Raw genomic sequence first — 23,880 nt, forward strand, 5'->3', positions numbered from 1 at the left:
ATGCAATTTTCCATGATTTTGCTGCATCTTGCAGGCGTCGTCCGGTCCGCATTGTGCGCACCGGCGTCGAGCGGGCCGGCGGCCCGGCACTGCGCGATATCCTCCGGCGCGCGCGCGGCAGACGGCTTCAGTCGGCGGCAGCCGGTACCGCGCTTGCCGTGCTGCTGCAAAGCTCGACGGCGGTTGCCGTGCTGGCCGCCGGGGTCGCCGCAAGCGGCATCGTTCTGGTTTCGGCTGACCGAGAGCGGCGATTTGCTCGAAAGCCGGCTGGCGATCGCCGGCCGCCCGCTGGAACGGGCACCAGAGAAGATAGCTCATCAACCTGCGTAGCGACGACCGTCTCGGATGCGGCTAGCTTCATAAGCTCAGATAATACATCGATACAAAATAACGATTTTACAAATAGGTCAGCAAAATCAAGAATGACCCCATATCGGAAAAGGCAAAGATCGAGGTGGAGGGCAGCATGCTCGCTGAGATGAAATTTGCGGCATCCAAGCCGCTGGACAAGCCGGCGATGGGGGAGCCTTATCTGCTCACGCCGGGGCCGCTCACGACCGCTTATTCCGTCAAGCAGGCGATGCTCCGGGACTGGGGTTCCTGGGACGGCGATTTTCGGGCCATGACGGCCGAAATGCGCCGCCGTCTGCTGGCGCTCACTGGCGACAGCCGTGACGAATTCGACTGCGTGCCGATGCAGGGCAGCGGCTCCTTCTGCGTCGAGGCCATGCTTGGTTCCTTCGTGCCAAAGGACGGCAAGGTGCTGGTGCTCGCCAACGGCGCCTACGGTCTGCGCGCCGCGCAGACCATGCAATATATCGGCCGCGCCTACACGCTGATCGACAAGGGCGACTACCTGCCGCCGCGTGGTGACGAGGTCGCGGCGGCTCTCGACGCCGACCCTGCCATCACCCATGTCATCGCCATTCATTGCGAGACCAGTTCCGGCATCCTCAACCCGGTCGCCGAGATATCGGAAGCCGTCTATGCCAGCGGCCGCAAGCTTCTCGTCGATTCCATGAGCGCTTTCGGCGCCATCCCGCTCGACGTCAAAGAGATCCGCTACGAAGCGATGGTGTCCTCCGCCAACAAATGTATCGAGGGCGTGCCTGGCTTCGGCTTCGTCATCGCCCGCAAGAGTGAGCTCGAGGCCGCGAAGGGCCGCAGCCACTCGCTGTCACTCGACGTCCACGCGCAATGGGCGAACATGAACAAGACCGGCCAGTGGCGCTACACGCCGCCGACGCATGTCGTTGCCGCCTTCCTTGAGGCGTTGCGCCAGCACGAGGCGGAAGGCGGCGTCGCCGGACGCGGCGCGCGCTACACCCGCAATCGCGACGTCATGGTGGCCGGCATGCGCGAACTCGGCTTCGAGACACTGCTGAAGGATCGCTGGCTGTCGCCGATCATCGTCACCTTCTTCAACCCGGCGCATCCGAACTTCGTGTTCGAGCGCTTCTATCAACTGATGAAGCAAAAAGGCTTCATCATCTATCCCGGCAAGCTCACCGTAGTCGACAGTTTCCGCATCGGGTGCATCGGCCAGATGGACGAACACGTCATGCGGCGGGTTGTGCGGGCGGCGGGCGAGTCGCTTCGGGAGATGGGCGTCGACACGGCCGCTCCGCCCGAGACGGCGCTTGCGGAACGCGCAAAGTTGGCCGCTGGCTAGGCTTCACAACGATAACTGGAGATAAGAAATGTCTGATTTCGTTTACCAGCGGTCCTATCGAGGCAAGGTTAAGGCCCTTATCCTCGACTGGAGCGGCACCACTGCGGATGCTTATGTGGTGGCGCCCGCCGTCGTTTTCGTCGACGTCTTCAAAGCACAGGGCGTCGAGATCTCGATGTCGGAGGCGCGGGGGCCGATGGGGCTACGCAAGGACCTGCACATCAAGTCATTGACCGAGGTGCCGGAGATCCGTGAAAGATGGAAGGCCCGCCATGGAAAATATCCGGACCAGGGCGACGTCGATCGCATGTTTGCGGACTTTGTTCCAAAGCAGCTCGATTGCCTGCGTAAATATACCAATTTGCTGCCGGGTGTGGCTACGGTGATCCAGCGTCTTCAGGCTCAGGGCATCAAGATCGGCAGCACCACCGGTTTCGTCCGCTCCATGGTCAACATCCTAGAGGAGGAAGCGGCGAAGCAAGGCTACAGGCCAGATTCTTCTGTGGCTGGTGACGAGGTCAAGCATGGCGCGCGCCCCGGCCCGTTCATGGTCTACAAGAACCTCGATAATCTGGGCATTCATCCAATCCAGTCCGTCGTTAAGATCGACGACACCGTTTCAGGCGTGGGAGAGGCTCTGAATGCCGGCTGCTGGGGCGTGGGTGTTGCCCGCTACTCCAACTATATGGACATGGATACCCCGGACCAGGACAAGCAATTTCCGAAGGAAGAGATTGAGCGCCGTCTCGAGAAGACGCGTGAGATTCTTCGCAAGGCAGGTGCACACTACGTAATCGACAGCCTGGCTGACATTGAGCCGGTTATCGCCGACATCAATGCTCGCCTGGCACGAGGCGAGAAACCCTGAGTCGAGAGGCCGCTTCAGGTAAACACATCTTACTGGAATGCGCATGGCCGGTCCATCGGCGGTGGCTTCCCGCCGAACCCGCAAAGGTCGCGTTGCCCAAGAAAAGGATTCTTCACGCATGAACCAGATGTCTCCCGTCAACGTCACGGCCAACGGCCGCAATTACGCCTGGCCGCGCGTGCCGGCCATCGCCATCTGCCTCGACGGCTGTGAGCCCGCCTATCTGGACGAAGCCATTCGCGCCGGGCTGATGCCGGCGCTGGAAAGGATCAAGCAGAAGGGCACGGTGCGCTTCGCCCATTCGGTGATCCCGAGCTTCACCAACCCCAACAACCTGTCCATCGCCACGGGGCGGCCGCCGGCGGTGCACGGCATCTGCGGCAACTACCTCTACAACCCGGAGACGGGCGAGGAGGTGATGATGAACGATCCGAAGTTCCTGCGCGCCCCGACGGTCTTCAAGCAGTTCTACGATGCCGGCGCCAAAGTGGCGGTGGTGACTGCCAAGGACAAGCTGCGCGCGCTGCTTGGTCACGGCTTGGCCTATAACGACGGCCGCGCGGTCTGCTTCTCTTCGGAAAAGTCGCACACTACCACCAAGGCCGCCAACGGCGTCGACAATGCGTCCAGCTGGCTCGGCCGGCCGGTTCCGGAAGTCTATTCGGCCGAGCTGTCGGAGTTCGTCTTTGCCGCCGGTGTCAAGCTGCTGAAGGAGTTCCGACCGAACGTGATGTACCTCACGACCACCGACTATGTGCAGCACAAATACGCACCGGGGGTGAAGGAGGCGAACGCGTTCTACGAGATGTTCGACAAGTATCTTGCCGAACTCGACGCGCTGGGTGCTGCGATCGTCGTCACCGCCGACCATGGCATGAAGCCGAAGCACCATGCCGACGGTTCGCCCAACGTCGTCTATATCCAAGATCTTCTCGACGAATGGCTGGGCAAGGACGCCGCCCGCGTCATCCTGCCGATCACCGACCCTTACGTGGTGCATCACGGCGCACTCGGTTCGTTCGCCACCACCTATCTTCCGAAAGGCGCCGACCGCGAGGCGATCGTGGCGAAACTCAGACAGGTCAAGGATATCATCCTGGTGCTTGGTCGCGAAGAGGGCTGCGCCCGCTTCGAATTGCCGGAGGACCGGATGGGCGACATCATCCTGATCTCCGGCGAGAACAAGACGATCGGCACCTCCGAGCACCGGCACAATCTGGCGGCGCTCGACGAGCCATTGCGCTCGCATGGCGGTCTGACGGAGCAGACGGTGCCGTTCATCGTCAACCGCGTGTTGCCGGACCTGCCGAACGAGCCGATCCTGCGCAATTTCGATGCCTTCTATTACGCCACGATGGCGGCCGCGCAGGTTTGCGGTTGAGGGCGCTGTCGACCCCCACTCCGCCGAGCTTCGCTCTGCACCTCTCCTCCAATCGACGGGGGAGAGGAAAAGCGCCCAGTCGATCCCAAAGCGCGTTGGCTTGGAATGCCGTGCTGTTGGATTGGAATAATGGGGAGCCGACCTCGCAAGATTTCCTCTCCCCCGTCGATTGGAGGAGAGGTGGCCCGAAGGCCCGGAGTGGGGGTCGACCCCACGACGTATCCAAGACTGGAACCAACGGATGACCCAACTCGATCCCTCTATCAAAGTCCGCCACGAGCCAATGCGCATCGCCGGCCGCCAGGTCGACGCTGACCACAGGCTGGAGGTGCGCTTCCCCTGGAACGACACGGTGATCGGGACCGTGCCTGCAGGCGGTGCCGAGCATGCGAGGCGAGCCTTCGAGATCGCGGCCAACTATCAACCCAAGCTCACGCGCTACGAGCGGCAGCGCATCCTGCTCAAGACCGCTGAGCTGCTCAACGGGTGCAAGGACGAACTGTCCGACCTCATCACGCTGGAGCTCGGCATCTCTAGGGCCGACTCGCTCTATGAGGTCGGGCGGGCATATAACGTCTTCACGCTCGCCGGCCACATGTGCATCCACGACGATGGCGAGATATTCTCGTGCGATGTGACTCCGCATGGGCAGGCCCGCAAGATCTTCACCCTCCGCGAGCCTCTCAGCGCGATCTCGGCGATCACGCCGTTCAACCATCCGCTCAACATGGTGTCCCACAAGGTGGCGCCGGCGATCGCGACCAACAATTGCGTCGTCGTCAAGCCGACCGAGCTGACGCCGATCACGGCGCTGATGCTGGCCGACATCCTCTACGAGGCCGGCCTGCCGCCGGAAATGCTCTCCGTCGTCACTGGCTGGCCGGCCGATATCGGCGACGAGATGATCACCAATCCCAACATCGACCTGATCACGTTTACCGGCGGCGTGCCGGTCGGCAAGATGATTGCGTCGAAGGCCGGCTACAAGCGTCAGGTGCTCGAGCTTGGCGGCAACGATCCGCTGATCGTGCTCAACGATCTTTCGGACGAGGACCTGGCCAAGGCAGCCGACCTAGCCGTCGCTGGCGCCACCAAGAATTCCGGCCAGCGCTGCACTGCGGTCAAGCGCATCCTCGTGCAGGAAAAGGTGGCAGACCGCTTTGTGCCGATGGTTCTGGAACGGGCAAAGGCGATCCGCTTCGGCGACCCGCGCGATCCGGCAACCCAGCTCGGCACCGTCGTGCATGAGAAGGCGGCCGCGCTATTCGAAAAACGCGTCCATATGGCTGCCGAGCAGGGCGCGGAAGTGCTTTATGATCCGGGTCGCAAGGGCGCGCTGCTTCCGCCGATTGTCGTCGACCGCGTGCCGCACCAGTCCGAATTGGTGATGGAAGAAACTTTTGGCCCCATCGTGCCCATCGTGCGCGCACCGGATGACGACGAGGCGATGATCGCGCTCTCGAACTCGACGGCATTCGGCCTGTCGTCTGGTGTTTGCACCAACGACTTCCGCCGCATGCAGAAATATATCGCCGGCCTGAGGGTCGGCACCGTCAACATTTGGGAAGTGCCGGGATACCGGATCGAGATGAGCCCCTTCGGCGGCATCAAGGACTCCGGCAACGGCTACAAGGAAGGCGTCATCGAGGCAATGAAGAGCTACACCAACGTCAAGACATTCTCCTTGCCGTGGTAGCCATGGCAGACTCTTACGACCTCGCGGTTGTCGGCTCCGGCATCATAGGGCTTGCCCATGCGCTGGCTGCGGCGCGACGTGGCCTGCGCGTCGTCGTCGTCGATCGAGATCAGAAGGCGAACGGCGCCTCGATCCGTAATTTTGGTCTCGTCGTCGTCACCGGCCAGGAGCCGGGGCCGTCGCGCCGCCAGGCCGAGCGCAGCCGCAGTATCTGGCTCGAGCTTGCGGATGAGGCGGGGATCGAAATCCTCCAGCGCGGCAAGCTAATCGCGGCGCAGCGTCCCGAGGCGCTCGCCGTGCTCGAGGCCTTCAAGGCCGGCCAGCATGGCGCCGATTGCAAGCTGCTGACGGCGCGGGAGACGGTCGCGCAGCTGGGCGGCCTCGATGGAAAGGCGATCATTGGCGGGCTCTTCAGCCCGTTCGAATTGCGCGTGGAGTCGCGCGAGGTCCTGCCGCGGCTGGTATCTTTCCTGGCCGAGCGCTTCGGCGTCGCGTTCCGCACCGGCGTCTCAGTCACGGATGTCGCCCCGCCGGTCGTGGAAACGAGTGCCGGCCGCTTGCGCGCGGAGAAGGTCGTCGTCTGTCCCGGCGACGACTTCAGCACGCTCTACCCGCGACGCATCGGCGAGCACGGTGTCCAGCGCTGCAAGTTGCAGATGCTTCGATTGGCCTATCCCGGCTTCCGGCTTTCGTCGGCGCTGATGTCCGATCTCAGCCTGCTGCGTTATGGCGGTTTCGCCGGCCTGCCCGAAGCTGCCACATTGCGAAACAGGTTGGGCGAACAGTGCCAGGCCGCGCTGGCCAATGGCGTCCATCTGATCGTCGTGCAGAGCGCAGACGGTTCGTTGGTCGTCGGCGATTCCCATCATTACGGACTGACCCTTGATCCATTCGGATCGGAGGCCGTCGATCGGCTGATCCTCGACGAGTTCAAGACATTGTTCGGCAAGGTGCCGGACGTGCTTGCACGGTGGACCGGAAGCTATGCATCAGCGAAGAATGCCGTCCTGCGTGATGCGCCGCATGACGCTGCGAGGCTTGTCATCGTCACCAGCGGCACCGGCGCCAGCACCGGCTTCGCGCTTGGTGAGGAAACCGTCACGGAGTTATTCGGCTGACGCATGTTGTCGCGAGGCAGTCCGGGTGATGAAATTCGCGGGAGGCCTATGGGTAAGAGGAAGATATGACACTCGTCCATACCGAAGGCGAATCCAATAAGGCGGCGGCCCGGCAGGAATGGAGCGCCAAGCAGAGCCACGCGCCGTCGCAGGAACTTCTGCGCCGTGACGCAGCGGCCTTCCTTCATCAAAGCCTTTCCAGCCCCTGCGTTTCGGCGATCGCCAAGGCCGAAGGCATCTGGATCGAAGACACCGCCGGGCGCCGCTACATGGATTTCCACGGCAACAGCGTCCACCATATCGGCTACGGCCATCCGCGCCTGAAGGAGGCCATCCGTCGGCAGATGGATGAGTTGCCCTTCTCGCCGCGTCGCTTCACCTGCGAGCCGGCGGTCGACCTCGCCGAGACGCTTGGCGCGCTGGCGCCGGGCGACCTCGGCAAGGTGCTGTTCACGACCGGCGGCTCGGACGCCATCGAGGTGTCGCTCAAGGTGGCGCGCGCGGCCACCGGCCGGTTCAAGACGCTGTCGTTCTGGGATGCCTTCCATGGCGCCGGCTTCGGCGCTTCCAGCGTCGGCGGCGAGGCGACGTTCCGCTCCGGCATCGCCGGGCCGCTCCTGCCGGGCACCGAGCATATCGCGCCCTGGGCACCGCACAACTGCCCCTATGGCACCAATACGCTGGAGGACTCGGCGCGTGCCTGTGCCAATATGATCTGCTATGTGCTGGGGCGCGAGGGCGACTTCGCCGCATTCGTCGCCGAGCCGATGCGGGCAACGCCGCTGGTGCCAGCGCCAGGCTTCTGGAAGGCGGTGCGCGAGGCCTGCGACCGGCACGGCACGCTGCTGATCTTCGACGAAATTCCGACTGGCCTCGGCAAGACGGGTAAATTCTTCGCCTCCGAGCATGACGGCGTCACGCCGGACATCATCGTGCTCGGCAAGTCGCTCGGCGGCGGCATCCTGCCGATCGCCTCGGTGATCGCGCGGCGCGACCTCGACGTCGCCGGTGACTATGCGATCGGCCATTACACGCATGAGAAGAACCCGGTCACCGCGCGCGCCGCGTTGACCACTATTGCCATCGTGCGCGAAGAAGGGTTGGTCGAGCGCTCGGCCGAGCTCGGCGCCCATGCGCTCGCGCGCATGAACGATCTCATGCAACGCTCGCCATTCGTCGGCGACGTCAGGGGTAGGGGGCTGATGTTCGGGGTCGAATTGGTCGAGGACAAGGCGAGCCGCGCCCCGGCGCGAGCGCTTGCGGAGAGGATCTACTACCGCTGCCTCGACGAAGGGCTGAGCTTCAAGATCAGCCAGGGCAATGTGCTGACCCTTTCCCCGCCGCTGGTGATTGCCCGCGCCGATCTCGACCGCGCGCTCGACATCGTCGAGGCCGCCGTGCTCGCGGGCTGAAACGGGGAGCCAATGTCGGCAATGAAGGCGGTTCGCACCGACCGGGAACTCGAATGTCCGGGTATCGACGCAGGTCTCAAGGCCCGCGGTGTCGAACTGGTGACGCTGCCGGACGGCATCCCGGAAGCCGATCTCATGGCGGCTGTCGCCGACGCCGATCTCATCCTGATGTGCTACACGCCGATCACTGCGCGCGTCATCGAGGCGGCACGGAAGCTCAAGGGCATCGTCAAATATGGCGTTGGTATCGATGCCATCGACATCCAGGCGGCGATGCGGCACGGCATCCCCGTCGTCAACGTCCCCGAATATGCCGAAGAGACGGTCGCCGAGGGGGCCTTCGCGCTGACGATCGCCTTGGCGAAACGGATGCCGGCGATTACGGCGGCTGTTTCGCGCGAGGGCTGGGTCTGGCCCGAGCAGCGTTGGCTCGGACGCGACATTTCCGGCGCGACGCTCGGCCTCGTCGGCTGCGGCAAGATCGGGCGCAGCATGGCGCGCATGGCCGGCCAGGGATTTCGCGCGCGCGTGCTCGGCTTCGATCCCCATGTCGATGCCGCGGCGATGCGGCAGGCCGGCATCGAGAAGGTCGACAATCTCCTCGACATGCTCGGCGTCTGCGACTTCGTGTCCGTGCATTGCGTGCTCAACGATACGACCCGTGGCTTGATCGGCAGGGCCGAACTCGCCAGCCTGAAGCCCTCCGCCATCCTCATCAACGTCTCTCGCGGGGCGCTGATTGATGAAGCGGCGCTGGTCGAGGCTGTTGTCGAAGGTCGCATTGGCGGCGTGGGCCTTGATGTCTACTCGCAGGAACCGCTGTCGACGTTGGGTCATCGGATGAGCGCGCTGTTCGGACGCGACGACGTGATCCTTTTCCCGCATCTCACATTCTTCACCGTGGAGGCCATGCGCCGGCTCGAGCAAGACACGCTCGCCCGCTGCTTCGAAATCCTCGACGGCAGGTCGGTGACGATCCGCTCGCTGGATCCGAGACTGCGCGCACAGACCGCTGGCGTCGTGTTCGGCTGATCGACCCGGATCCTCTCTAACATCTTGATCCGAACGGTATTTCGCCGCTGCCGGAGTCCGGCCGCAACATGGCCGCGACAGTTTCGTGACAATTATCAGGTCAGCTTTGGCGATCATAAAATAAATAGATTTTACTTATCGATCACCAATCCTCAGAGTCCCAGAAAGAGAATGTCTAGCCGGTTCGACCGAGTTAGGGACCCGAGGGCCCGCCGGCCAAAAGTGCATCGCAGAATGTGCCTTCCACCACAGGGGAACCGACCATGAAATCACGAAACGCAACTCTCATCGCCGCCTTCGCCGCGCTGCTTTCCGGCTCTGCGGCTCTCGTCGGACCGGCGATGGCCGACGGCGTCGTAACCATCTACTCGGCCGACGGCCTGCATGACGGCAATGGCAGCTGGTATGAAACCGAGTTCGCCGCCTTCACCAAGGCGACCGGCATCAAGGTGCAGTACATCGAGGGCGGCTCCGGCGGCGTCGTCGAGCGTGTCGCCAAGGAGAAGTCGAACCCGCAGGCAGACGTGCTGGTCACCTTGCCGCCGTTCATCCAGCGCGCCGCCGCTGACGGCCTTCTGCAGGACTATAAGCCTGAAGGCGCTGATCAAATCGAGGGCGGCACCGACAAGTACCGGCCGCTGGTCAACAACTACATGAACTTCATCTACAACAGCGCCGTGCTTTCGGAAGCGCCGAAGACCTACAACGACCTGCTCGATCCCAAGTTCAAGCACAAGATCCAGTACTCGACGCCGGGTCAGGCCGGCGATGGCACCGCCGTCATGCTGCAGATCATCCATGCCTTCGGTGGCGAGGACGCCGGCTTCGAGTTCATGAAGAAGTTGCAGGACAACAATGTCGGCCCCTCGGCCTCCACCGGCAAGCTGACCGCGCTGGTCAACAAGGGCGAGCTGCATGTCGCCAATGGCGACCTGCAGATGAACATGTCGCAGATGGCCGACAATCCGAACATCAAGGTGTTCTGGCCCGCGGGTCCGGACGGGACCCGCTCCACCTTCGCGCTGCCATACGAGGTCGGCCTGGTGACCGGCGCCCCGAATGGCGAGAACGGCAAGAAGCTGATCGATTTTCTGCTTTCCAAGGAAGCGCAGTCGACCGTAAGCTCGGTTGCCCTCGGCCTGCCGGCCCGCAAGGACGTGAAGCCGGACGATGCCAACTTCTCCAAGCTGCAGGAGACGATGAAGGGCGTGACGGTGTGGTCGCCGAACTGGGATGAGGCGCTGAAGAAGCTGCCCGACTATGTCAAGAAGTGGAACGAAGCGACCGGAAGTTGATCTCCTGGTGACCGGAACCGGAGGACCAGCCATGTCGGTGCCCGCTTTCACGGGGAGCAAAGTTGTGGACGTCGACGCCGCGAAAATTCGCGGTGCCGGCTCCAATGTCCACTTCGACAAGGTCAGCGTCGCCTATGGCGCGCAGGTCGTGCTGCATCCGCTGACGCTCGACATCGCGCCGGGTGAGATCCTGGCGATGATCGGTCCCTCCGGTTCCGGCAAGACAACGGCGCTGCGAGCCGTCGCCGGTTTCGTGCGGCCCGCCAGCGGCCGCATCCGCATCGGCGGCACCGACGTGACCGACCTGCCGCCCTATGAACGCGGGCTCGGCATGGTGGTGCAGAACTACGCGCTGTTCCCGCATATGCGGGTCGAGGACAATGTCGCTTTCGGCCTGAGGGCGCAGGGCGCCGACAAGGCGCTGATTGCCGAGCGCGTGAAGGACGCGCTCGCCACCGTCGGCATGTCGGGCTTTTCCGGGCGCTACCCGCGCGAACTTTCGGGCGGCCAGCAGCAGCGTGTCGCCATTGCGCGGGCGCTGGCGGTGCGGCCGCGCGTGCTTCTGCTCGACGAGCCGCTTTCGGCGCTCGACGCGCAAATAAGGCGCAACATGGTCGAGGAGATCGCCAAGCTGCATCGCGACCTGCCCGGTTTGACGATCCTCTACGTCACCCACGATCAGACGGAAGCGCTGACGCTTGCCGACAAGATCGCCATCATGCGCGACGGGCGGGTGTCCTCGCACGGGCCGACAGCCGATCTCTACCGCCGTCCGCCCAACCGCTTCACGGCGGAGTTCCTTGGCCGCGCCAACCTTTTGCCTGTGACGGTCGCCGAGGCCGCAGGGCCGAAAGGCTTTGCCAAGGCCAAGCTGGGCGATGCCGTGCTTGCCAGCGCAGCCCGGGGCGAGAAGCCCGGCGACAGGAGCCTGCTCTGCATCAGGCCGCAGCATCTTAGTCTCACCGGCGACGATGAGCATTCGAACAGGATCGTCGGCACGCTTAGGGAAGTGCACTGGCAGGGCGAGCTCACCCATCTCGTGCTCGATGTCGACGGAACGCCGGTGCGCGTCTCGGCAACCAGGCTGCCGGTATCCTTGCCGGAGCGCGGCACAGCGATGCCTTTGTTCTTCACGCCCGGTGATACGTCTCTGGTTCCGGAGGACGCCCGTGTCTGAGGCGGCGATCCTTTCGAGGCCGGCGGCCAGAAAGGTGCACGTCAGCATCTGGATCGTGCCGCCGACGGCGCTGCTGGCGCTGCTGTTCTTCTATCCGCTGGCGCTGATTGCCCGGCAGGCCTTTCTTGACGACAGCGGCGTTGCCAACGTCGCCGAGTTCGTGCGCGTGCTGCACGCGCGCTTTTTTCTCAACGCGCTCCTCAACACGGTGACGATCTCGGTGGCGGCAACCGCCGGATGCCTGATCGTCGGACTGGTGCTGGGCTTGATCCTCGCCTTCGTGCCATTTCCGGGCAGTGGCATCATCGCCCGGCTGATCGACACCTTCATCGCCTTGCCGACATTTTTGGTGACGCTCGCCTTCACCTTCCTCTACGGCTCCGCCGGCATGCTCAACAGCGGGCTGATGGAAGCCTTCTCGCTGCCGACGCCGCCCGTCGATTTCCTCTACTCGACCTGGGGCGTGGTGCTGGCGGAGGTCACCGTCTACACACCCTTCATCCTGCGGCCGCTGCTCGCCGCCTTCTCGCTGGTCGATCGCGGTCAGATCGAAGCCGCCAGCGTTCTCGGCGCGCGTCCGTTCCGCATCGTGTGCCAGGTGGTCCTGCCGGCGGCGGTGCCGGCATTGATCGCCGGCGGCAGCCTCTGCCTGCTTTTGACCGTCAACGAGTTCGGCATCGTGCTATTCATCGGCGCCAAGGGCGTCATCACCTTGCCGCTGCTGATCTACAGCAAGGCCATTCAGGAGTCGGCCTACCAGGTCGCCTGCATCATTGCGCTGGTCAATATCGTGTTGTCGCTCGGGCTGTTCGGCCTCTATCGCTTCGCCGCCGGCCGGCTGGGAGTGTAGCCATGCTGGTGTGGTCGAAATCCGGTCGCATCGCCATCTGGGCGGTATTCGCGGTGCTGTTCGGCGTGCTGTTCCTGGCGCCGCTGGCGGTCATCCTGCTTTCCAGTCTCGCCGGCCAGTGGAACGGGGTGCTTCCCAGCAGCCTGACGCTGGAGCACTATAGCGATGTCGTCCAGGGCTCGGCCGGCGGCTCGGTGAAGGCCAGCCTTGTCACCGGCTTTGTCGCCAGCGCCTTGGCACTGGTCAGCGGCGCCTGGGCGGCACTCGCGCTGCGCGTGCAAGGCGCCACGATGGAGCGCTTGCTTGGCGTGCTGTTCTTCATCCCCAGCGCGGTTCCTTCCGTGTCTGTCGGCCTTGGGCTGCTCGTTGCGTTCAGCAATCCGCCGCTGCTCCTCAACGGCACCGTCGCGATCGTCATGGTCGCGCATTTCGTGCTGATCTCGGCCTTCACTTTCGGCAATGTGTCGGCGGGTCTGGTGCGGCTGTCGCCGGATTTTGAGCAGGTCGCCTCGAGCCTTGGCGCCAGGCCGGCCTATCGGCTCTGGCATGTCACGCTGCCGCTGCTTGCGCCATATCTCGCCGCGGCATTCGGGTTGAGCTTCGCGCTCTCCATGGGCGAACTCGGCGCGACGGTGATGGTCTATCCGCCAGGCTGGGTTACGCTTCCGGTTTCGATTTTCTCGCTGACCGACCGCGGCGACATCTTCGCGGGCGCGGCGCTCACCATGATCCTTGTGGTGGCGACCCTGGTCCTGCTGCTTGGCCTCGAACGCATCACGCGACGCGCGACGGGATCGTAGATTCTCTGCGTGACGCAATGCAGTAGACGTCGGCGCTCGCGAAAGCGCTCGGCACAACGCTCAGCCTTGCAGCCCGGTTATCCGGAAGGGGACGTTCCGCTCGCGGCCCCCAAGCTGCCGTTCGGCAATGCGCCTCATCTTGGTCGCAGGGACGAAGTTTTCCTCAGCCTGAAAGCAGACCTCAGCGGCGGAGATTTAGGCCTGTCCGGAATTTTCAGGCCGAATTGGCTTGCGACCATCAGCTACGAACGCAGCGTTCGCCTCGCTGCCGCATTCTCCCTGCGGAATTGTCCGCTCAGCCATCCCATCGGGAGCCTAGGATCACGCTGCAGATGTCGACCCTGCGAAAGTTCGGCTGCTTGAAGGCTAGAACGTCGTCATTGAACGTGCCGAACGTGCTGTCGGGGCGATGCTTCATGCCTTCGTAGAAGGCGTCGATTATGTCATGCTTGAAGCGAGCTTCTCTTGGAAAGGCGGCCACAACTGCATCACGCTGGCCATCTGTGAATTCGTCATATCCGCGACCTGCGACATCCATGCCGGCCCCCGCCTGCACCAACGCGATCTCCGGGCGCATGAACTCGGGTATTCCAGGCGTGGTGTGGAGTGCGACGGCGTTCCAAACAATCTCGATGTCGCTCTCGGAAATCGCCCGCGCCCGAAGAAAGTCACGCGCGGCATTTGCCCCATCGACCTCGAAACGCAACTGACTGCTTTCATAGCGAGGAGTGAGGCCAAGGTCGTGGAACATGGCGGCCGTATAGAGAAGCTCCAGGTCAAAGGTCATATTCCTCCGTTTCCCCGTCATGGCTCCCCAGAAATAGACCCGCACCGAGTGATGGAACAGCAGATGGCTCTCAGTGTCGCGAACAAACTCGGTTACCTCGCGCGCGATTTTGCTGTCGGGGAGACTTACCCCACTGATCTCGACGGCCATGATTGCTCTCCATGATGGTCGACGACAGCCTCGGGCGTGTTCCGGAAGCTGATCGCCATGCGATTATAGCCGTTCATAATGCTGATCGCGACAGTCAGATCGACGAGTTGCTTCTCGTCAAAAACGTGTCGTGCGGCCTCGTAGGCACACTCCGGCACGCCGGTCTCGGCGACGCGCGTGACGGTCTCTGCCCACGCAAGTGCGGCGCGCTCAGTCTCGCTAAAGAGTGCGCCGCCCTCCTGCCACGCCTGCAGCAACGTGAGCTTCTCGACCTTCACGCCCTTCTTGATAAGTTCGCGGGTATGCATGTCGAGGCAATAGGCGCAGTTGTTGATCTGCGAGACCCGCAGATAGACCAGATCCACCAACTCGCCGGGCAGGCCGCTCTGCATTACGTAACCGTACACTCCGCCAAGCGCCTTGGCGGCACCGGGGGCGACACGGTTGTAATCAAGTCTGTTTGTCATCTTTAGGTTCCTTTTATTCAACCGGCGTGGTGAGCTTCTTGTCCTGTGAGCCGACGACGAAAACGGCCAGCAACTTTGCCGGCTCGGTATTGCTGGCGTTGCGGCTGACCGAATGGACCGCGCCCGGCGCTTCGAACCAGCTCTCTCCGCTCTTATAGGTGCGGGTTTTGCCGTCGTTCACCTTCGACTCGATCTCGCCCGAGAGGACGTAGGCATAGATAAAGGCGGATCCCGCGTGCCTGTGCGGCGGGGAAGCGGCGCCAGGTGCGTAGTCGACTTCCACGACAATCAGCGACTTGCCTGGGACGTTCGGGATGGCTTGGTCGAACTTCATGGCGACCGTTTCGGTCTGATGCACATCTGCCCAGACAGGCAAGACAGAGGTGAGCGCGATGAATATCGCTGGGATAATGGGTCCGATCTTCACTGGTCTTCTCCTTTGACCGCCCATAGGTGGTCTGCCCTTGGAGCATAAAAAAGGTCCAAGAAAGCGCAGAAATGATGTACCATCCGAGGATGGACAATGCTCTGAATCTGAACATCGACCGTTCGGCCAAGGCCTCTCTGTCGGAACAGATCCGACGGGGGCTGGCCAAAGCCATTGAAGATGGCGTGCTGAGGCCCGGTGCGCGACTGCCATCGTGGCAGGATCTCGCTGCCCAACTCGGCGTAGCGCGCGGAACTGTGCGGGCTGCCTACGAAAAGCTCGCCGCCGCCCAACTGATCGAGGCGTCACAGGCCAAGGGCACGCATGTCGCTCAACGCCCTCGCATCCTCACAAAGACCCAGCCGTCGCCAGACACTGGCTCCTTCCTGGAGACTTATCTGGAGATGGTGCGGGGACCTGCGTTCTTCCAAATGGGCGTACCGGCAACCGAGACTTTCCCGGCCACATTGTTAGCGCGTATTCGCGCGCACGCGGTCCGCGCCGAGGCAGGTGCGCCCCCTCTTTATCCCGATCCTCGCGGCGAATTGGAGTTGAGACGCGAAATCGCCGGCTATCTTGCGGTCGCCCGAGGCATCAATTGCTTTCCATCGCAGGTTTTCGTCACCGGAGGCTTCGCTGGCGGGCTTGGCCTGGCGCTCAGCGTTCTTCGCCTGGACGGGCGCACTGCCTGGGTGGAGGATCCCAGCTTCCCATGGTCCAGGAAAGGGCTGGAGCTTGCGGGCTTGTCGCTGGCCCCGATCCCGGTCGATCGGGATGGGATCGATCTCGACCACGCATTGCGCCATCATCCGGATGGGAAGCTCGTCCTCGTCACACCTGGCCAGCATGCCCCCCTGGGCTCCACCCTGCCCTTAGAGCGACGGCTTCGCCTCCTCGAATGGAGCGCCGCTAACAACGTCTGGGTCATCGAAGACGATTATCTGAGTGAGTTGCAATTGACTGGCAGGGCCGCGCCGGCGCTCGCGTCGGTCGACCGCGATGGGCGCGTCATCCATATCGGTTCATTCAGCAAGACGATCAGCCCGACCATTCGGCTGGGCTTCGTGATCGCGCCGACCGAACTTGTCGGTCGCTTCGCGGAGGTGGCGGCGTGCCTGGCGCCCGCGCAAGGCCCCGCCGTGCAGCACGCGACCGCCGAATTCATACGGGAGGGCCATTATATCCGCCATCTCCGCCGAACAAAGCGCGCCTATGCAGCCAAGCGCGAGGCCCTGCTGGACCGGCTTCGTCCGCTCGCAAGTGCCGATCAGCTTTCCACCCCCGGCCTCGCTGTGCTGCTGAAGCTGCCGAGCGAAACATCGGATGTAGCCATAGCGCGCGAAGTTTCAGCCTTCGGCATGTCTCCCGCGCCGCTGTCCGCATGGTACTCGTCGCCAGCCACGGCTCCATCAGGTCTTTTGCTCGGGGTCGCGACCGCACCGACCAAGAATCTTGCAAGATCCTGTGATCTTCTCTTTGAGGCAATCCGGCGGGTCGGCGGCATGCGCTAGGCCTGAGGGAGGCTGAGTCCAAGGGTCATGAAACGGGCCTCCACTAAATCTCAAAAGTTTAGCGAATGGCTCACGATATCATGCGATTGGCCATTCGGTCCGCCATTTGCCGTCGGCACCCTGCATCAGTACCTCGGCTTCATATTCGTTGGCTGGCGCGCTGCGCTGCCTTAACAGCTGCCATTACAGCTTCTGAATGGGACGGGTAGGGATAGTCCTTTTGGTCATATCGAACCGTCCGGCGGTCAGCGCTCTTCGAAACGTAGTCCCTGACTTCCATTCTCGACTTCCCCTTACATCCCGCGCCAGGTCGGATCGGGGAGGCATGTCTAGACTAGAGCAAAGCAGAAGGAAAACTGGCGGCCCGCAAAGGGCACGCCGAACGAGACGACTTCGCTACTTGAGGATGTGATCCTTAGGGCGGCTGAACTGGCCGGCGCTGAACCAGATGACAATTCGCCCGGCGGTCTCGTTGCAATCCGCATGCGCAGTCGTAGGAAAATCCCCGCCCATTTCTCACGTTGCTCGGTAACGTGCTTCCGATGCAGGTGGGGCCTAAAGGTTTAGTTAGACAGGCAACGCCCACTGAAAGGTGCGGCCCGCAAATCATGCGTCGCATTGATGAGCAAGCTGCCGCCTAGTTCTTTGCGCGTCTTGCGAAGTCGGGGATACCGGATCGAGCAACCGCAATCCCCCAATGTTTGATGATCTGACTGACGGGATCTATGAGGCTGCGTTCGTTCGATGCGCACCGTCAGCCATTCGCGATTTCGACGACGTCGCTCGCTGTTCTCTCGGTGTTTCGTGTCGGCGCTTTGCGCGCGAGATCAGTCAGATTGTAAGGGCTACGACGGGCGAGCCGATCACCACAATCCACGATGATCCACAAAGAGGGCAGAACTGCTCGCTCTGCCCCGAGTCCTCATGGACGAACGCGGATGACCGTCTTCCCCGCGCGTCGCTCCGTCGAGTTGAAGGCGGCGACGGCATCGTCGAGGGTCGCGACGGTGCCGATGTTTGTCCGCAGTCGTCCGTCCCGCACCCGCTGGACGATCTCACCCAGTTGAGCGCGATCGGACTCGACAACGAAGTCGACCGTCAGGCCATCCGCGGAACGCACCTTGGTTGGTCCGACAACGGTCACCAGCGTACCGCCGGCTCGGATTAGGGCTGCGGACCGCTTCTGAATGTCGCCGCCGATGACATCGAACACCAGATCGACACCGCCGATGTCTTCCAAGGCGTCGTTCTCGAGATCGACGAATTCATTTGCGCCGAAGTCGAGTGCCTTCTTACGGTCGGCAGTGCGTCCGGTGCCTATGACATAAGCGCCGGCCTCTCGCGCGAGTTGGGTCACCATCGAACCGACTGCACCGGCCGCGCCGTGCGCGAGGACGCTCTGCCCCGCCTGAAGGCGGCCGTGCTGGAAAAGTCCCTGCCACGCGGTCAGGCCTGAGATTGGCAGGCTCGCGCCGACAATGAAGTCGACGTCGCCTGGAAGCGGCGCCAGGTTGCGGGCCTCCATGGCTATGTACTCTGCGAGCGTGCCGTCGCGATGCCAGTCGGCAAGGCCGAACACTCTCTGCCCTACCGACAGTCCCGTTGTGCCGTAGCCGAGAGCGATGACAACTCCGGCCAACTCGTGCCCAAGGATCGAGGGTGTTCGGTGATGACCGGGGCGATCGGTCCAGGTTGAGGGCCATTCCAGTTCAGTCGGGACGAATCCCGACGCATGAACCTGAACGACGACGTCGTTTATCGCTGCCTGCGGCTCAGGCCGCTCCGCCAACTTCATCCCGGCGGTTCCCGCAACCTGGTCCGTCACTACGATTGCTTTCATGATAATTATCTCCTCAGTCACGGAATAGTCCCACTAGCTCATCACTGAGTACGAAATCCCAGCGCAGCCTCTGATAGACGCCGTAGCCAGCCAGAGCGACGGTGGCCGCAGCAGGCATCAGGCCTCGTAGCATCCCATCGCATTCGAATAAGGTCCTTCGGGCATTGTCGGACATGGTCGGTCGGTCTGTCTGCATGCGAAACATGATGCGGGTCTCAGAGGCCGGTCGTGGCCAGCGGCTCCTCGGGCGCGTTGAATACGGACGTCACTAGGAAGACCGCTGCGCCGAGCACCCAGTAGTACCAGGCGTCGAGCCCAGCGAAGCCAAATGCAAACGGCGCGACCAGGAACACCAGGCCAACAAGGCGGTCGATCCAGAGGTGTAACGGGTAGGGGATGAGTTTGACCACGCCGGCGGGGTGGTCTGTCAGCGTGGCGAGCGCGAGGGCCGTTACGCCCGCGACCACCGACAGCCATATTGCGGCCGAGCCGCTTTGACCGAGTTTGAGAACAAAAGGTGCCGCAATCAGGACAATCGCGACGGGGTAGTCGATCAGGTAGGCGTGCACGGATTTCGTGACGAAACGGATTTGCATGATAAGTCTCCTTTCCGGTTGGGTGCATGGGTATTGCCCATAGTTCTGCCACGCGGCGACCGACCGGCCCCCTGCGCCGTCTTGGTAGTTGGCCGCTCGTGGACGCGCGCCGTCAGTAGGGCGGACAATGCCGTGATTGGGACCGGGCTTCTGATGTCGCCTCCAGAGGGCCACAGAGCCTCTGGTTCTCCAGCTCCGGCGGCCGCATTCTGGGCGATCGCGCTGCCGCCGCGTGCTATTAGGCCGCGACCGCTGCAGGCGCGACTTCGGGAAAGTCGATCGGGGTCTGGATTGCGTTGTTCATGAAGTTGGTCAGCACGAATTGCGCTGTCAGCGCTATCATCTCGACGATGTTGGCGTCGGTCCATCCTGCGTGCTTGACCGACGCGAACTGGGCATCGGAAACCTTACCGCGCGTGTCGATGAGGGCTTTCGCAAAGGCCACTGCAGCTTGCCGTTTCGGGTCGCTCGACTGGCCTTGCCGATTCAGCGCGATCTCCTCTGAGGGGATCTTTGCCAATTTCGTCGAGACGTAGCCGTGCGCGGCGAGGCAGTAGTCGCAGCCGTTGGCCTCCGAGACCGCGAGCGCCATCCCCTCCCGCGTCTTCAGGTCGAGGGTCTTGGACGTCGAACCCATCAGGCCCGCCCAACCGCCGAGAGCGTTCGGGCTGATAGACATGAGACGATAGTGGTTCGGCAAGAAGCCGAGCGTCTTGCTGACGTTGTCGAGAATGGGTCGAGACTCGGCTGGGGCGTCGTCGCGGGCGGGAACGGCAATTCTGGGCATGTTTTTCTCCTGTTGGTGCCCCGGTAGGCGGTCTATTCAGGGAAGTAGGTTGAATTGACCTGTGGAATAATCCGCTATTTTCGGAAGGCGTCCTCTCGAAGGATGAGACCAACAAGGAGTAACGGCAATCGATCGTCTGGAAGCCATGAACATCCTGCTGGCCACCGTGGAGGAGGGGAGTTTCTCGGCCGCGGGCCGTAAAATTGGCATGCCCTTGCCGACGGTGAGCCGTAAGGTCGCAGAGCTCGAGGCGCACCTTAAGACACAGCTCATCGTCCGATCGACCCGCAAGCTCGTTCTCACCGAGTCGGGCGTATCGTACGTGGCCGCCTGTAAACGCATTCTGGAGCAGCTAGACGAAGCCGAAGCCCAGGCTTCCGGCGAGTACAGCACTCCGCGCGGGGAACTGACCATCACGGCGCCGCTAGTCTTTGGGCGGCTTCACGTTCGCCCAGTGGTCACCGATTTCCTGGCCCACTTCGCCGAGATCAACATCCGCATGACCCTGTCGGACCGAAAAGTGAATCTAGTCGACGACCATATCGATATGGCGGTCCGCATCGGGGAGCTTCCAGACAGTACGATGATCGCGACGCGCGTTGGGTCGATCCGCCGCATCGTCTGCGGCAGCCCTGAATACTTCGCCGCACACGGGGTTCCGCAAACCCCTGCCGACCTGGCGGACCACATGTGCGTAACTTTTTCAGCCATGGCGTCGGGCCAGTCGTGGGTCTTCGCGCCGAAGGCAGGCGAACCCGCGCAGATGGTGCGGCCCCTGTGCCGCCTGTGGGTCAACACCGCTGAAACCGCAATCGATGCGGCCGTGGCCGGTATCGGCGTCACCAACGTCCTGTCCTACCAGGTCACCAGTGCGGTTCGGCAGGGCAAGTTGCGCATTATCCTGCAGGACTACGAGGCCGAGCCGTTGCCCGTCCATCTCGTGCATATGGCGCAGAGCATCCTGCCCTTGAAGGTACGGCGCTTCCTCGAGTTCGCTGCACCACGGCTCAGAAAATCGCTCGACACCGACAATACCACCCTCGGGCCTTCTGGTTCCCTTTAGGAACGTCCACGCAGGCCAGCCGCCTCTCACCGACGGGGTTGAGATCTGAGTTGCGGAGGAAGCTCACATCATGGCGGTTCATCACGTGATACAGCTTCGGCCACCAGTCCATCGGGCTCGCCAAAGAAACGGGCCACCGTCACCGAGCAAGGGCACGCTCTCGATAAGCGGATCGTGCCCCACGCTCAGGCTTAGACCTGCACCTTGCAGGGCTCAGCCCGGAGCCGTGAAACTCGTCGCGGCGTGCGTCGATCTCAGGACGCAGCGCGCATTCGCCGGCTGCTTAAAAACTCCATGATCTTGTATGCACTCATCGGTCGGCTGAGCGCATAGCCTTGCAAGACGTCGCAGCCCAAATCCTTGAGGATCTTGGCCTGCTGCATTGTCTCGACACCTTCGGCGATGACTTCTACGCTCAAGGACCTGCCAATTTGCACAATCGATTCTACGACCTCGCGCCGCCGAGCTGACTCGGCGATTGGACTAATTAGCTGGCGTGCAATTTTGAGCCGTCGCGGTTGAAGTTCAAGCAAGCTGACAATCGAGGCGTGGCCGGTGCCAAAATCGTCAATTTCGATGTCGATCCCGAGCTCCTTGATCTGATTGACGTTCCAAGCCATAAGCTCGTCATTATCGTCGAGGAAGATCGATTCGAGTAGCTCGAAGGAAACGGTTCCTGGTTTTATTGAAAGTGAAGTCAGGCTTTTGATCAGCTCCTCGTCCTGCAGCCGTCTTGCAGAGACGTTCACGGAGACGCGCGGAACCGACAGCCGAGCTGTCTGCCACTGATCAAAATCGTGGAGAGTTTGTTTGAGCACTAGTCGGTCAATAGTTGAAACGACATTCAATTCTTCCGCAATTTTCATGAACCGACCTGGCGGCTGAAGGCCGTCGATCGGATGGTTCCAGCGCGCCAGCGCCTCAACGCCGGCAATTTTTAGCGTTTTCGCGTCGAACTGCAGCTGGTAGTGCGGAACAAATTCGTTGCGTTCCAACCCTCCGAGGATCTCATCGGCCAGCCGTTTGGTTCGAACGATCTCAGACTGGAGATCTTCGGTGAAGAACTCATACCGATTGCGTCCCCGGCCCTTGGCCCGATAGAGGGCTATGTCCGCGTTGACCATCAGGCGTGGGCCGTCGATAGGACCGCCCTTATGGACTGCGATCCCGATGCTGACTCCACTACGGCACTGATGGTCCTTATAGGGAACCGGCTGGCGCAATCTCCGGATTATCCGGTCGGCCAACTGCTTGAGTTGGTCTATCGAGATGTCGCGCCAGCAGACTATGACAAACTCATCGCCTCCGACCCGGGCAACGAAATCTGCCGACCCAATAGTCGAGGTCAGCACGTTCGCGGTATGGATCAGTACGGCGTCGCCGACGGCATGGCCAAGCGTGTCATTGATCTGTTTAAAGCGGTCGAGATCAAGATGCAGAAGCGCGGCGCCGCTCTCAGCCGTTGACCCCGTGGCGGCGTGACCATCGAGCACGGCGTCCAGGTGGCGGCGATTTGGAAGGCCAGTCAGCGAATCGTGAAGCGCTGTGTGTTCGTTGCGCGCCGTCGCCGCCTCCAGCTCAGCATTCCTCGTTTCGGCGAGGTTCTTTGCCCGTTCCAACTCCCGCCTCAGGGCCACGTCCGCCGTCACGTCCCATTCCGCTCCGACCATTTTGTGGTCGGTACCGTCCTTGTAACTCTTCGCACGCGCGCGAAGATGTCGAATAGCTCCGTTGGGAAGCGTTACCCGATATTCCGAAGAGTATACGCCGGTCGCGATCCCCTGCGCGAAATCCCGCTTCGCCTGTTCAAAATCATCAGGATGAATAGATCTTGCCCACTCTTGGAAGGTCCTCGGTTTGCCATCGGCCGGCTTTCCGTAGATTTCGTTCAGGCGGTCGTCCCAGTATATGATGTCCGAGTCGAGATCCTGTTCCCAGACGCCAATTTGCGAGGCGTCAAGCGCAAGCTCCAGCCTCTCTGAAAGCTGGGCGAGCCGTCGTTCGCTGCGGCGCAGATCGGCGTAATGCTTATGCCGTTGTTCGAAAAGCCGCCCCGCAATGACAATCGGAACCACGACCAGAGCGCCGCCGATGAGCATTGCCAATCGCAAAATCCAAGCATTCCGGGGCGTGGCGTTCCAGCCGCCCTTGGGAATGGCGGAAATCTGCCACGATCCTGTCGGCAACCGCACCTCGGCCGTAACGGGATTGTCTTCCGCCACGCGCGCCGGGCCGTAAAATCGCTCACCGCCGCGGCCAAGAGCGTCCTTGCCCGTCAGAGCGATCTCGATCGCCAGTTTCTTGTCTAAAAGACCGCTGTCTTCGTACAGCTTCTGAATGTCGATTACTGCAGCCACTATGCCCCAGAACGTCTCGCTAGGGCGGTCACGATCAAGGAATACAGGGAATCGGCCGATAAACGCCTGACCTCCTTGCTTGAGCTGCAGGGGGCCGGCCAACACCAGTTGTTTGGTGTCGCGTGCCCGAAGTACGGCTTCACGCGTATCTTGATCCTTGCGAAAGTCCAATCCAACGGCCTTTTCATTGCCTTCCATTGGATACATCAAAGAGATGACCAGGCCGGGAGCAGCGGCAATGTTTCTGACCTGTGTCTTATCGCGAAAAAGGCTCTCTGCCAGCTTGGCAAAGCGGGTTTGGCTCATATTCGGTTCGGTAACGATCGTCGCAATCAGACCGCGCGCTAGTTGAAGGTCTCCATTGACATTGCCTTCGAGATTGGCGCGGACGAGGTTCATCTCCTTCGCAACGTCAACGCGCAATGCCTGCTCGGCAACGACGCTGTTTTGATGGTCAGCAAAAATTCCAGCGATCAACAGCACGACAAGTGCAATCAACGCCGGAAGACTGGTCCAGGTCATCAAGGTGCGGAAGCGCTGATGAATGGCAAATGGCAAGGTGGAATCTCGGTCGGCCTAACTTCCGATTGGTGC

At 62.1% G+C, this 23,880-nt stretch carries 21 protein-coding genes; 14 read left to right on the forward strand and 7 right to left on the reverse strand.

Annotated features, from left to right (window positions below):
- The first annotated feature begins 53 nt into the window (after positions 1-53).
- The 12 genes from WDX12_RS17315 to WDX12_RS17370 all read left to right on the forward strand — a co-directional run bounded on the left by WDX12_RS17315 (position 54) and on the right by WDX12_RS17370 (position 13,301).
- Entirely contained in the window at positions 54-482 is a 429-nt protein-coding gene (locus WDX12_RS17315; RefSeq protein ID WP_434721352.1) for a hypothetical protein, read from the forward strand.
- Entirely contained in the window at positions 467-1,672 is a 1,206-nt protein-coding gene (locus tag WDX12_RS17320) for a 2-aminoethylphosphonate--pyruvate transaminase (RefSeq protein WP_434721353.1), read from the forward strand. Before WDX12_RS17315 ends, WDX12_RS17320 begins: the two co-directional genes overlap by 16 nt.
- 28 nt (positions 1,673-1,700) lie before the next feature.
- Complete coding sequence (gene phnX / locus WDX12_RS17325; RefSeq protein ID WP_434721354.1) at positions 1,701-2,540, forward strand: phosphonoacetaldehyde hydrolase; 840 nt, start codon at positions 1,701-1,703, stop codon at positions 2,538-2,540.
- A 118-nt stretch (positions 2,541-2,658) separates the two neighbouring features.
- Positions 2,659-3,921, forward strand: a complete 1,263-nt coding sequence (phnA, locus tag WDX12_RS17330; protein ID WP_434721355.1) for a phosphonoacetate hydrolase — start codon at positions 2,659-2,661, stop codon at positions 3,919-3,921.
- Between the two features lie 241 nt (positions 3,922-4,162).
- On the forward strand, positions 4,163-5,617 hold the full coding sequence (phnY, locus tag WDX12_RS17335) for a phosphonoacetaldehyde dehydrogenase (RefSeq protein WP_434721356.1): 1,455 nt from the start codon (positions 4,163-4,165) through the stop codon (positions 5,615-5,617).
- A gap of 2 nt (positions 5,618-5,619) precedes the next feature.
- A complete protein-coding gene (locus WDX12_RS17340; RefSeq protein WP_434721357.1) occupies positions 5,620-6,735 on the forward strand; it encodes a TIGR03364 family FAD-dependent oxidoreductase in 1,116 nt (371 codons plus the stop codon).
- Positions 6,736-6,800: 65 nt separating this feature from the next.
- Complete coding sequence (gene pbfA / locus WDX12_RS17345; protein WP_434721358.1) at positions 6,801-8,147, forward strand: (R)-1-hydroxy-2-aminoethylphosphonate ammonia-lyase; 1,347 nt, start codon at positions 6,801-6,803, stop codon at positions 8,145-8,147.
- A gap of 12 nt (positions 8,148-8,159) precedes the next feature.
- Positions 8,160-9,179: a C-terminal binding protein gene (locus WDX12_RS17350; RefSeq protein ID WP_434721359.1), complete on the forward strand. Its 1,020-nt coding sequence runs from the start codon at positions 8,160-8,162 to the stop codon at positions 9,177-9,179.
- A 263-nt stretch (positions 9,180-9,442) separates the two neighbouring features.
- Positions 9,443-10,474, forward strand: a complete 1,032-nt coding sequence (locus tag WDX12_RS17355) for a 2-aminoethylphosphonate ABC transporter substrate-binding protein (protein ID WP_434721360.1) — start codon at positions 9,443-9,445, stop codon at positions 10,472-10,474.
- 64 nt (positions 10,475-10,538) lie between these two features.
- On the forward strand, positions 10,539-11,651 hold the full coding sequence (locus WDX12_RS17360; protein ID WP_434721361.1) for an ABC transporter ATP-binding protein: 1,113 nt from the start codon (positions 10,539-10,541) through the stop codon (positions 11,649-11,651).
- Positions 11,644-12,501 (forward strand): 2-aminoethylphosphonate ABC transporter permease subunit, encoded by an 858-nt coding sequence (locus tag WDX12_RS17365; RefSeq protein WP_434721362.1) that lies wholly within the window; start codon positions 11,644-11,646, stop codon positions 12,499-12,501. The genes WDX12_RS17360 and WDX12_RS17365 overlap by 8 nt, the downstream gene beginning before the upstream one ends.
- 2 nt (positions 12,502-12,503) lie before the next feature.
- On the forward strand, positions 12,504-13,301 hold the full coding sequence (locus tag WDX12_RS17370) for an ABC transporter permease subunit (protein WP_434721363.1): 798 nt from the start codon (positions 12,504-12,506) through the stop codon (positions 13,299-13,301).
- A 295-nt stretch (positions 13,302-13,596) separates the two neighbouring features.
- Here WDX12_RS17370 and WDX12_RS17375 read toward each other — a convergent pair whose 3' ends face one another.
- Genes WDX12_RS17375 through WDX12_RS17385 form a run of 3 tightly spaced genes read right to left on the reverse strand, consistent with a single transcriptional unit; the run spans position 13,597 to position 15,132 of the window.
- Positions 13,597-14,238 carry an HD domain-containing protein gene (locus WDX12_RS17375; RefSeq protein WP_434721364.1) on the reverse strand — a complete coding sequence of 214 codons (642 nt, stop codon included), beginning with the start codon at positions 14,236-14,238 and terminating at the stop codon, positions 13,597-13,599.
- Positions 14,214-14,705, reverse strand: coding sequence for a carboxymuconolactone decarboxylase family protein (locus tag WDX12_RS17380; RefSeq protein WP_434721365.1), 492 nt, complete (start codon positions 14,703-14,705; stop codon positions 14,214-14,216). Before WDX12_RS17380 ends, WDX12_RS17375 begins: the two co-directional genes overlap by 25 nt.
- A 13-nt stretch (positions 14,706-14,718) precedes the next feature.
- The gene (locus WDX12_RS17385; protein ID WP_434721366.1) at positions 14,719-15,132 is read right to left on the reverse strand and encodes a cupin domain-containing protein; all 414 of its coding nucleotides are present in this window, start codon (positions 15,130-15,132) and stop codon (positions 14,719-14,721) included.
- Positions 15,133-15,221: 89 nt separating this feature from the next.
- Here WDX12_RS17385 and WDX12_RS17390 point away from each other — a divergent pair, with 89 nt between their 5' ends.
- Positions 15,222-16,643, forward strand: coding sequence for a PLP-dependent aminotransferase family protein (locus WDX12_RS17390; RefSeq protein WP_434725659.1), 1,422 nt, complete (start codon positions 15,222-15,224; stop codon positions 16,641-16,643).
- Positions 16,644-17,565: 922 nt separating this feature from the next.
- Here the strand turns inward: WDX12_RS17390 and WDX12_RS17395 are convergent.
- From WDX12_RS17395 to WDX12_RS17405, 3 genes are all read right to left on the reverse strand, one after another.
- The gene (locus WDX12_RS17395; protein ID WP_434721367.1) at positions 17,566-18,483 is read right to left on the reverse strand and encodes an NADP-dependent oxidoreductase; all 918 of its coding nucleotides are present in this window, start codon (positions 18,481-18,483) and stop codon (positions 17,566-17,568) included.
- A 215-nt stretch (positions 18,484-18,698) separates the two neighbouring features.
- Positions 18,699-19,079, reverse strand: a complete 381-nt coding sequence (locus WDX12_RS17400; RefSeq protein ID WP_434721368.1) for an SPW repeat domain-containing protein — start codon at positions 19,077-19,079, stop codon at positions 18,699-18,701.
- A gap of 238 nt (positions 19,080-19,317) precedes the next feature.
- The gene (locus WDX12_RS17405; protein ID WP_434721369.1) at positions 19,318-19,866 is read right to left on the reverse strand and encodes a carboxymuconolactone decarboxylase family protein; all 549 of its coding nucleotides are present in this window, start codon (positions 19,864-19,866) and stop codon (positions 19,318-19,320) included.
- Positions 19,867-19,993: 127 nt separating this feature from the next.
- Here WDX12_RS17405 and WDX12_RS17410 point away from each other — a divergent pair, with 127 nt between their 5' ends.
- On the forward strand, positions 19,994-20,929 hold the full coding sequence (locus WDX12_RS17410) for a LysR family transcriptional regulator (protein ID WP_434725660.1): 936 nt from the start codon (positions 19,994-19,996) through the stop codon (positions 20,927-20,929).
- A gap of 254 nt (positions 20,930-21,183) precedes the next feature.
- Here WDX12_RS17410 and WDX12_RS17415 read toward each other — a convergent pair whose 3' ends face one another.
- Positions 21,184-23,808 (reverse strand): bifunctional diguanylate cyclase/phosphodiesterase, encoded by a 2,625-nt coding sequence (locus tag WDX12_RS17415; protein ID WP_434725661.1) that lies wholly within the window; start codon positions 23,806-23,808, stop codon positions 21,184-21,186.
- Positions 23,809-23,880 lie beyond the last annotated feature (72 nt).

It is taken from the genome of Mesorhizobium sp. RIZ17 (assembly GCF_051127865.1).
GTDB lineage: Bacteria > Pseudomonadota > Alphaproteobacteria > Rhizobiales > Rhizobiaceae > Mesorhizobium > Mesorhizobium humile.

Coding starts and splice junctions, on each gene's coding strand:
- WDX12_RS17320 (WP_434721353.1), top strand. CDS start 467: ATGCTCGCTGAGATGAAATTTGCGGCATCCAAGCCGCTGGACAAGCCG.
- phnX (WP_434721354.1), top strand. CDS start 1,701: ATGTCTGATTTCGTTTACCAGCGGTCCTATCGAGGCAAGGTTAAGGCC.
- phnA (WP_434721355.1), top strand. CDS start 2,659: ATGAACCAGATGTCTCCCGTCAACGTCACGGCCAACGGCCGCAATTAC.
- phnY (WP_434721356.1), top strand. CDS start 4,163: ATGACCCAACTCGATCCCTCTATCAAAGTCCGCCACGAGCCAATGCGC.
- WDX12_RS17340 (WP_434721357.1), top strand. CDS start 5,620: ATGGCAGACTCTTACGACCTCGCGGTTGTCGGCTCCGGCATCATAGGG.
- pbfA (WP_434721358.1), top strand. CDS start 6,801: ATGACACTCGTCCATACCGAAGGCGAATCCAATAAGGCGGCGGCCCGG.
- WDX12_RS17350 (WP_434721359.1), top strand. CDS start 8,160: ATGTCGGCAATGAAGGCGGTTCGCACCGACCGGGAACTCGAATGTCCG.
- WDX12_RS17355 (WP_434721360.1), top strand. CDS start 9,443: ATGAAATCACGAAACGCAACTCTCATCGCCGCCTTCGCCGCGCTGCTT.
- WDX12_RS17370 (WP_434721363.1), top strand. CDS start 12,504: ATGCTGGTGTGGTCGAAATCCGGTCGCATCGCCATCTGGGCGGTATTC.
- WDX12_RS17375 (WP_434721364.1), bottom strand. CDS start 14,238: ATGGCCGTCGAGATCAGTGGGGTAAGTCTCCCCGACAGCAAAATCGCG.
- WDX12_RS17380 (WP_434721365.1), bottom strand. CDS start 14,705: ATGACAAACAGACTTGATTACAACCGTGTCGCCCCCGGTGCCGCCAAG.
- WDX12_RS17390 (WP_434725659.1), top strand. CDS start 15,222: ATGGACAATGCTCTGAATCTGAACATCGACCGTTCGGCCAAGGCCTCT.
- WDX12_RS17395 (WP_434721367.1), bottom strand. CDS start 18,483: ATGAAAGCAATCGTAGTGACGGACCAGGTTGCGGGAACCGCCGGGATG.
- WDX12_RS17400 (WP_434721368.1), bottom strand. CDS start 19,079: ATGCAAATCCGTTTCGTCACGAAATCCGTGCACGCCTACCTGATCGAC.
- WDX12_RS17405 (WP_434721369.1), bottom strand. CDS start 19,866: ATGCCCAGAATTGCCGTTCCCGCCCGCGACGACGCCCCAGCCGAGTCT.
- WDX12_RS17415 (WP_434725661.1), bottom strand. CDS start 23,808: ATGACCTGGACCAGTCTTCCGGCGTTGATTGCACTTGTCGTGCTGTTG.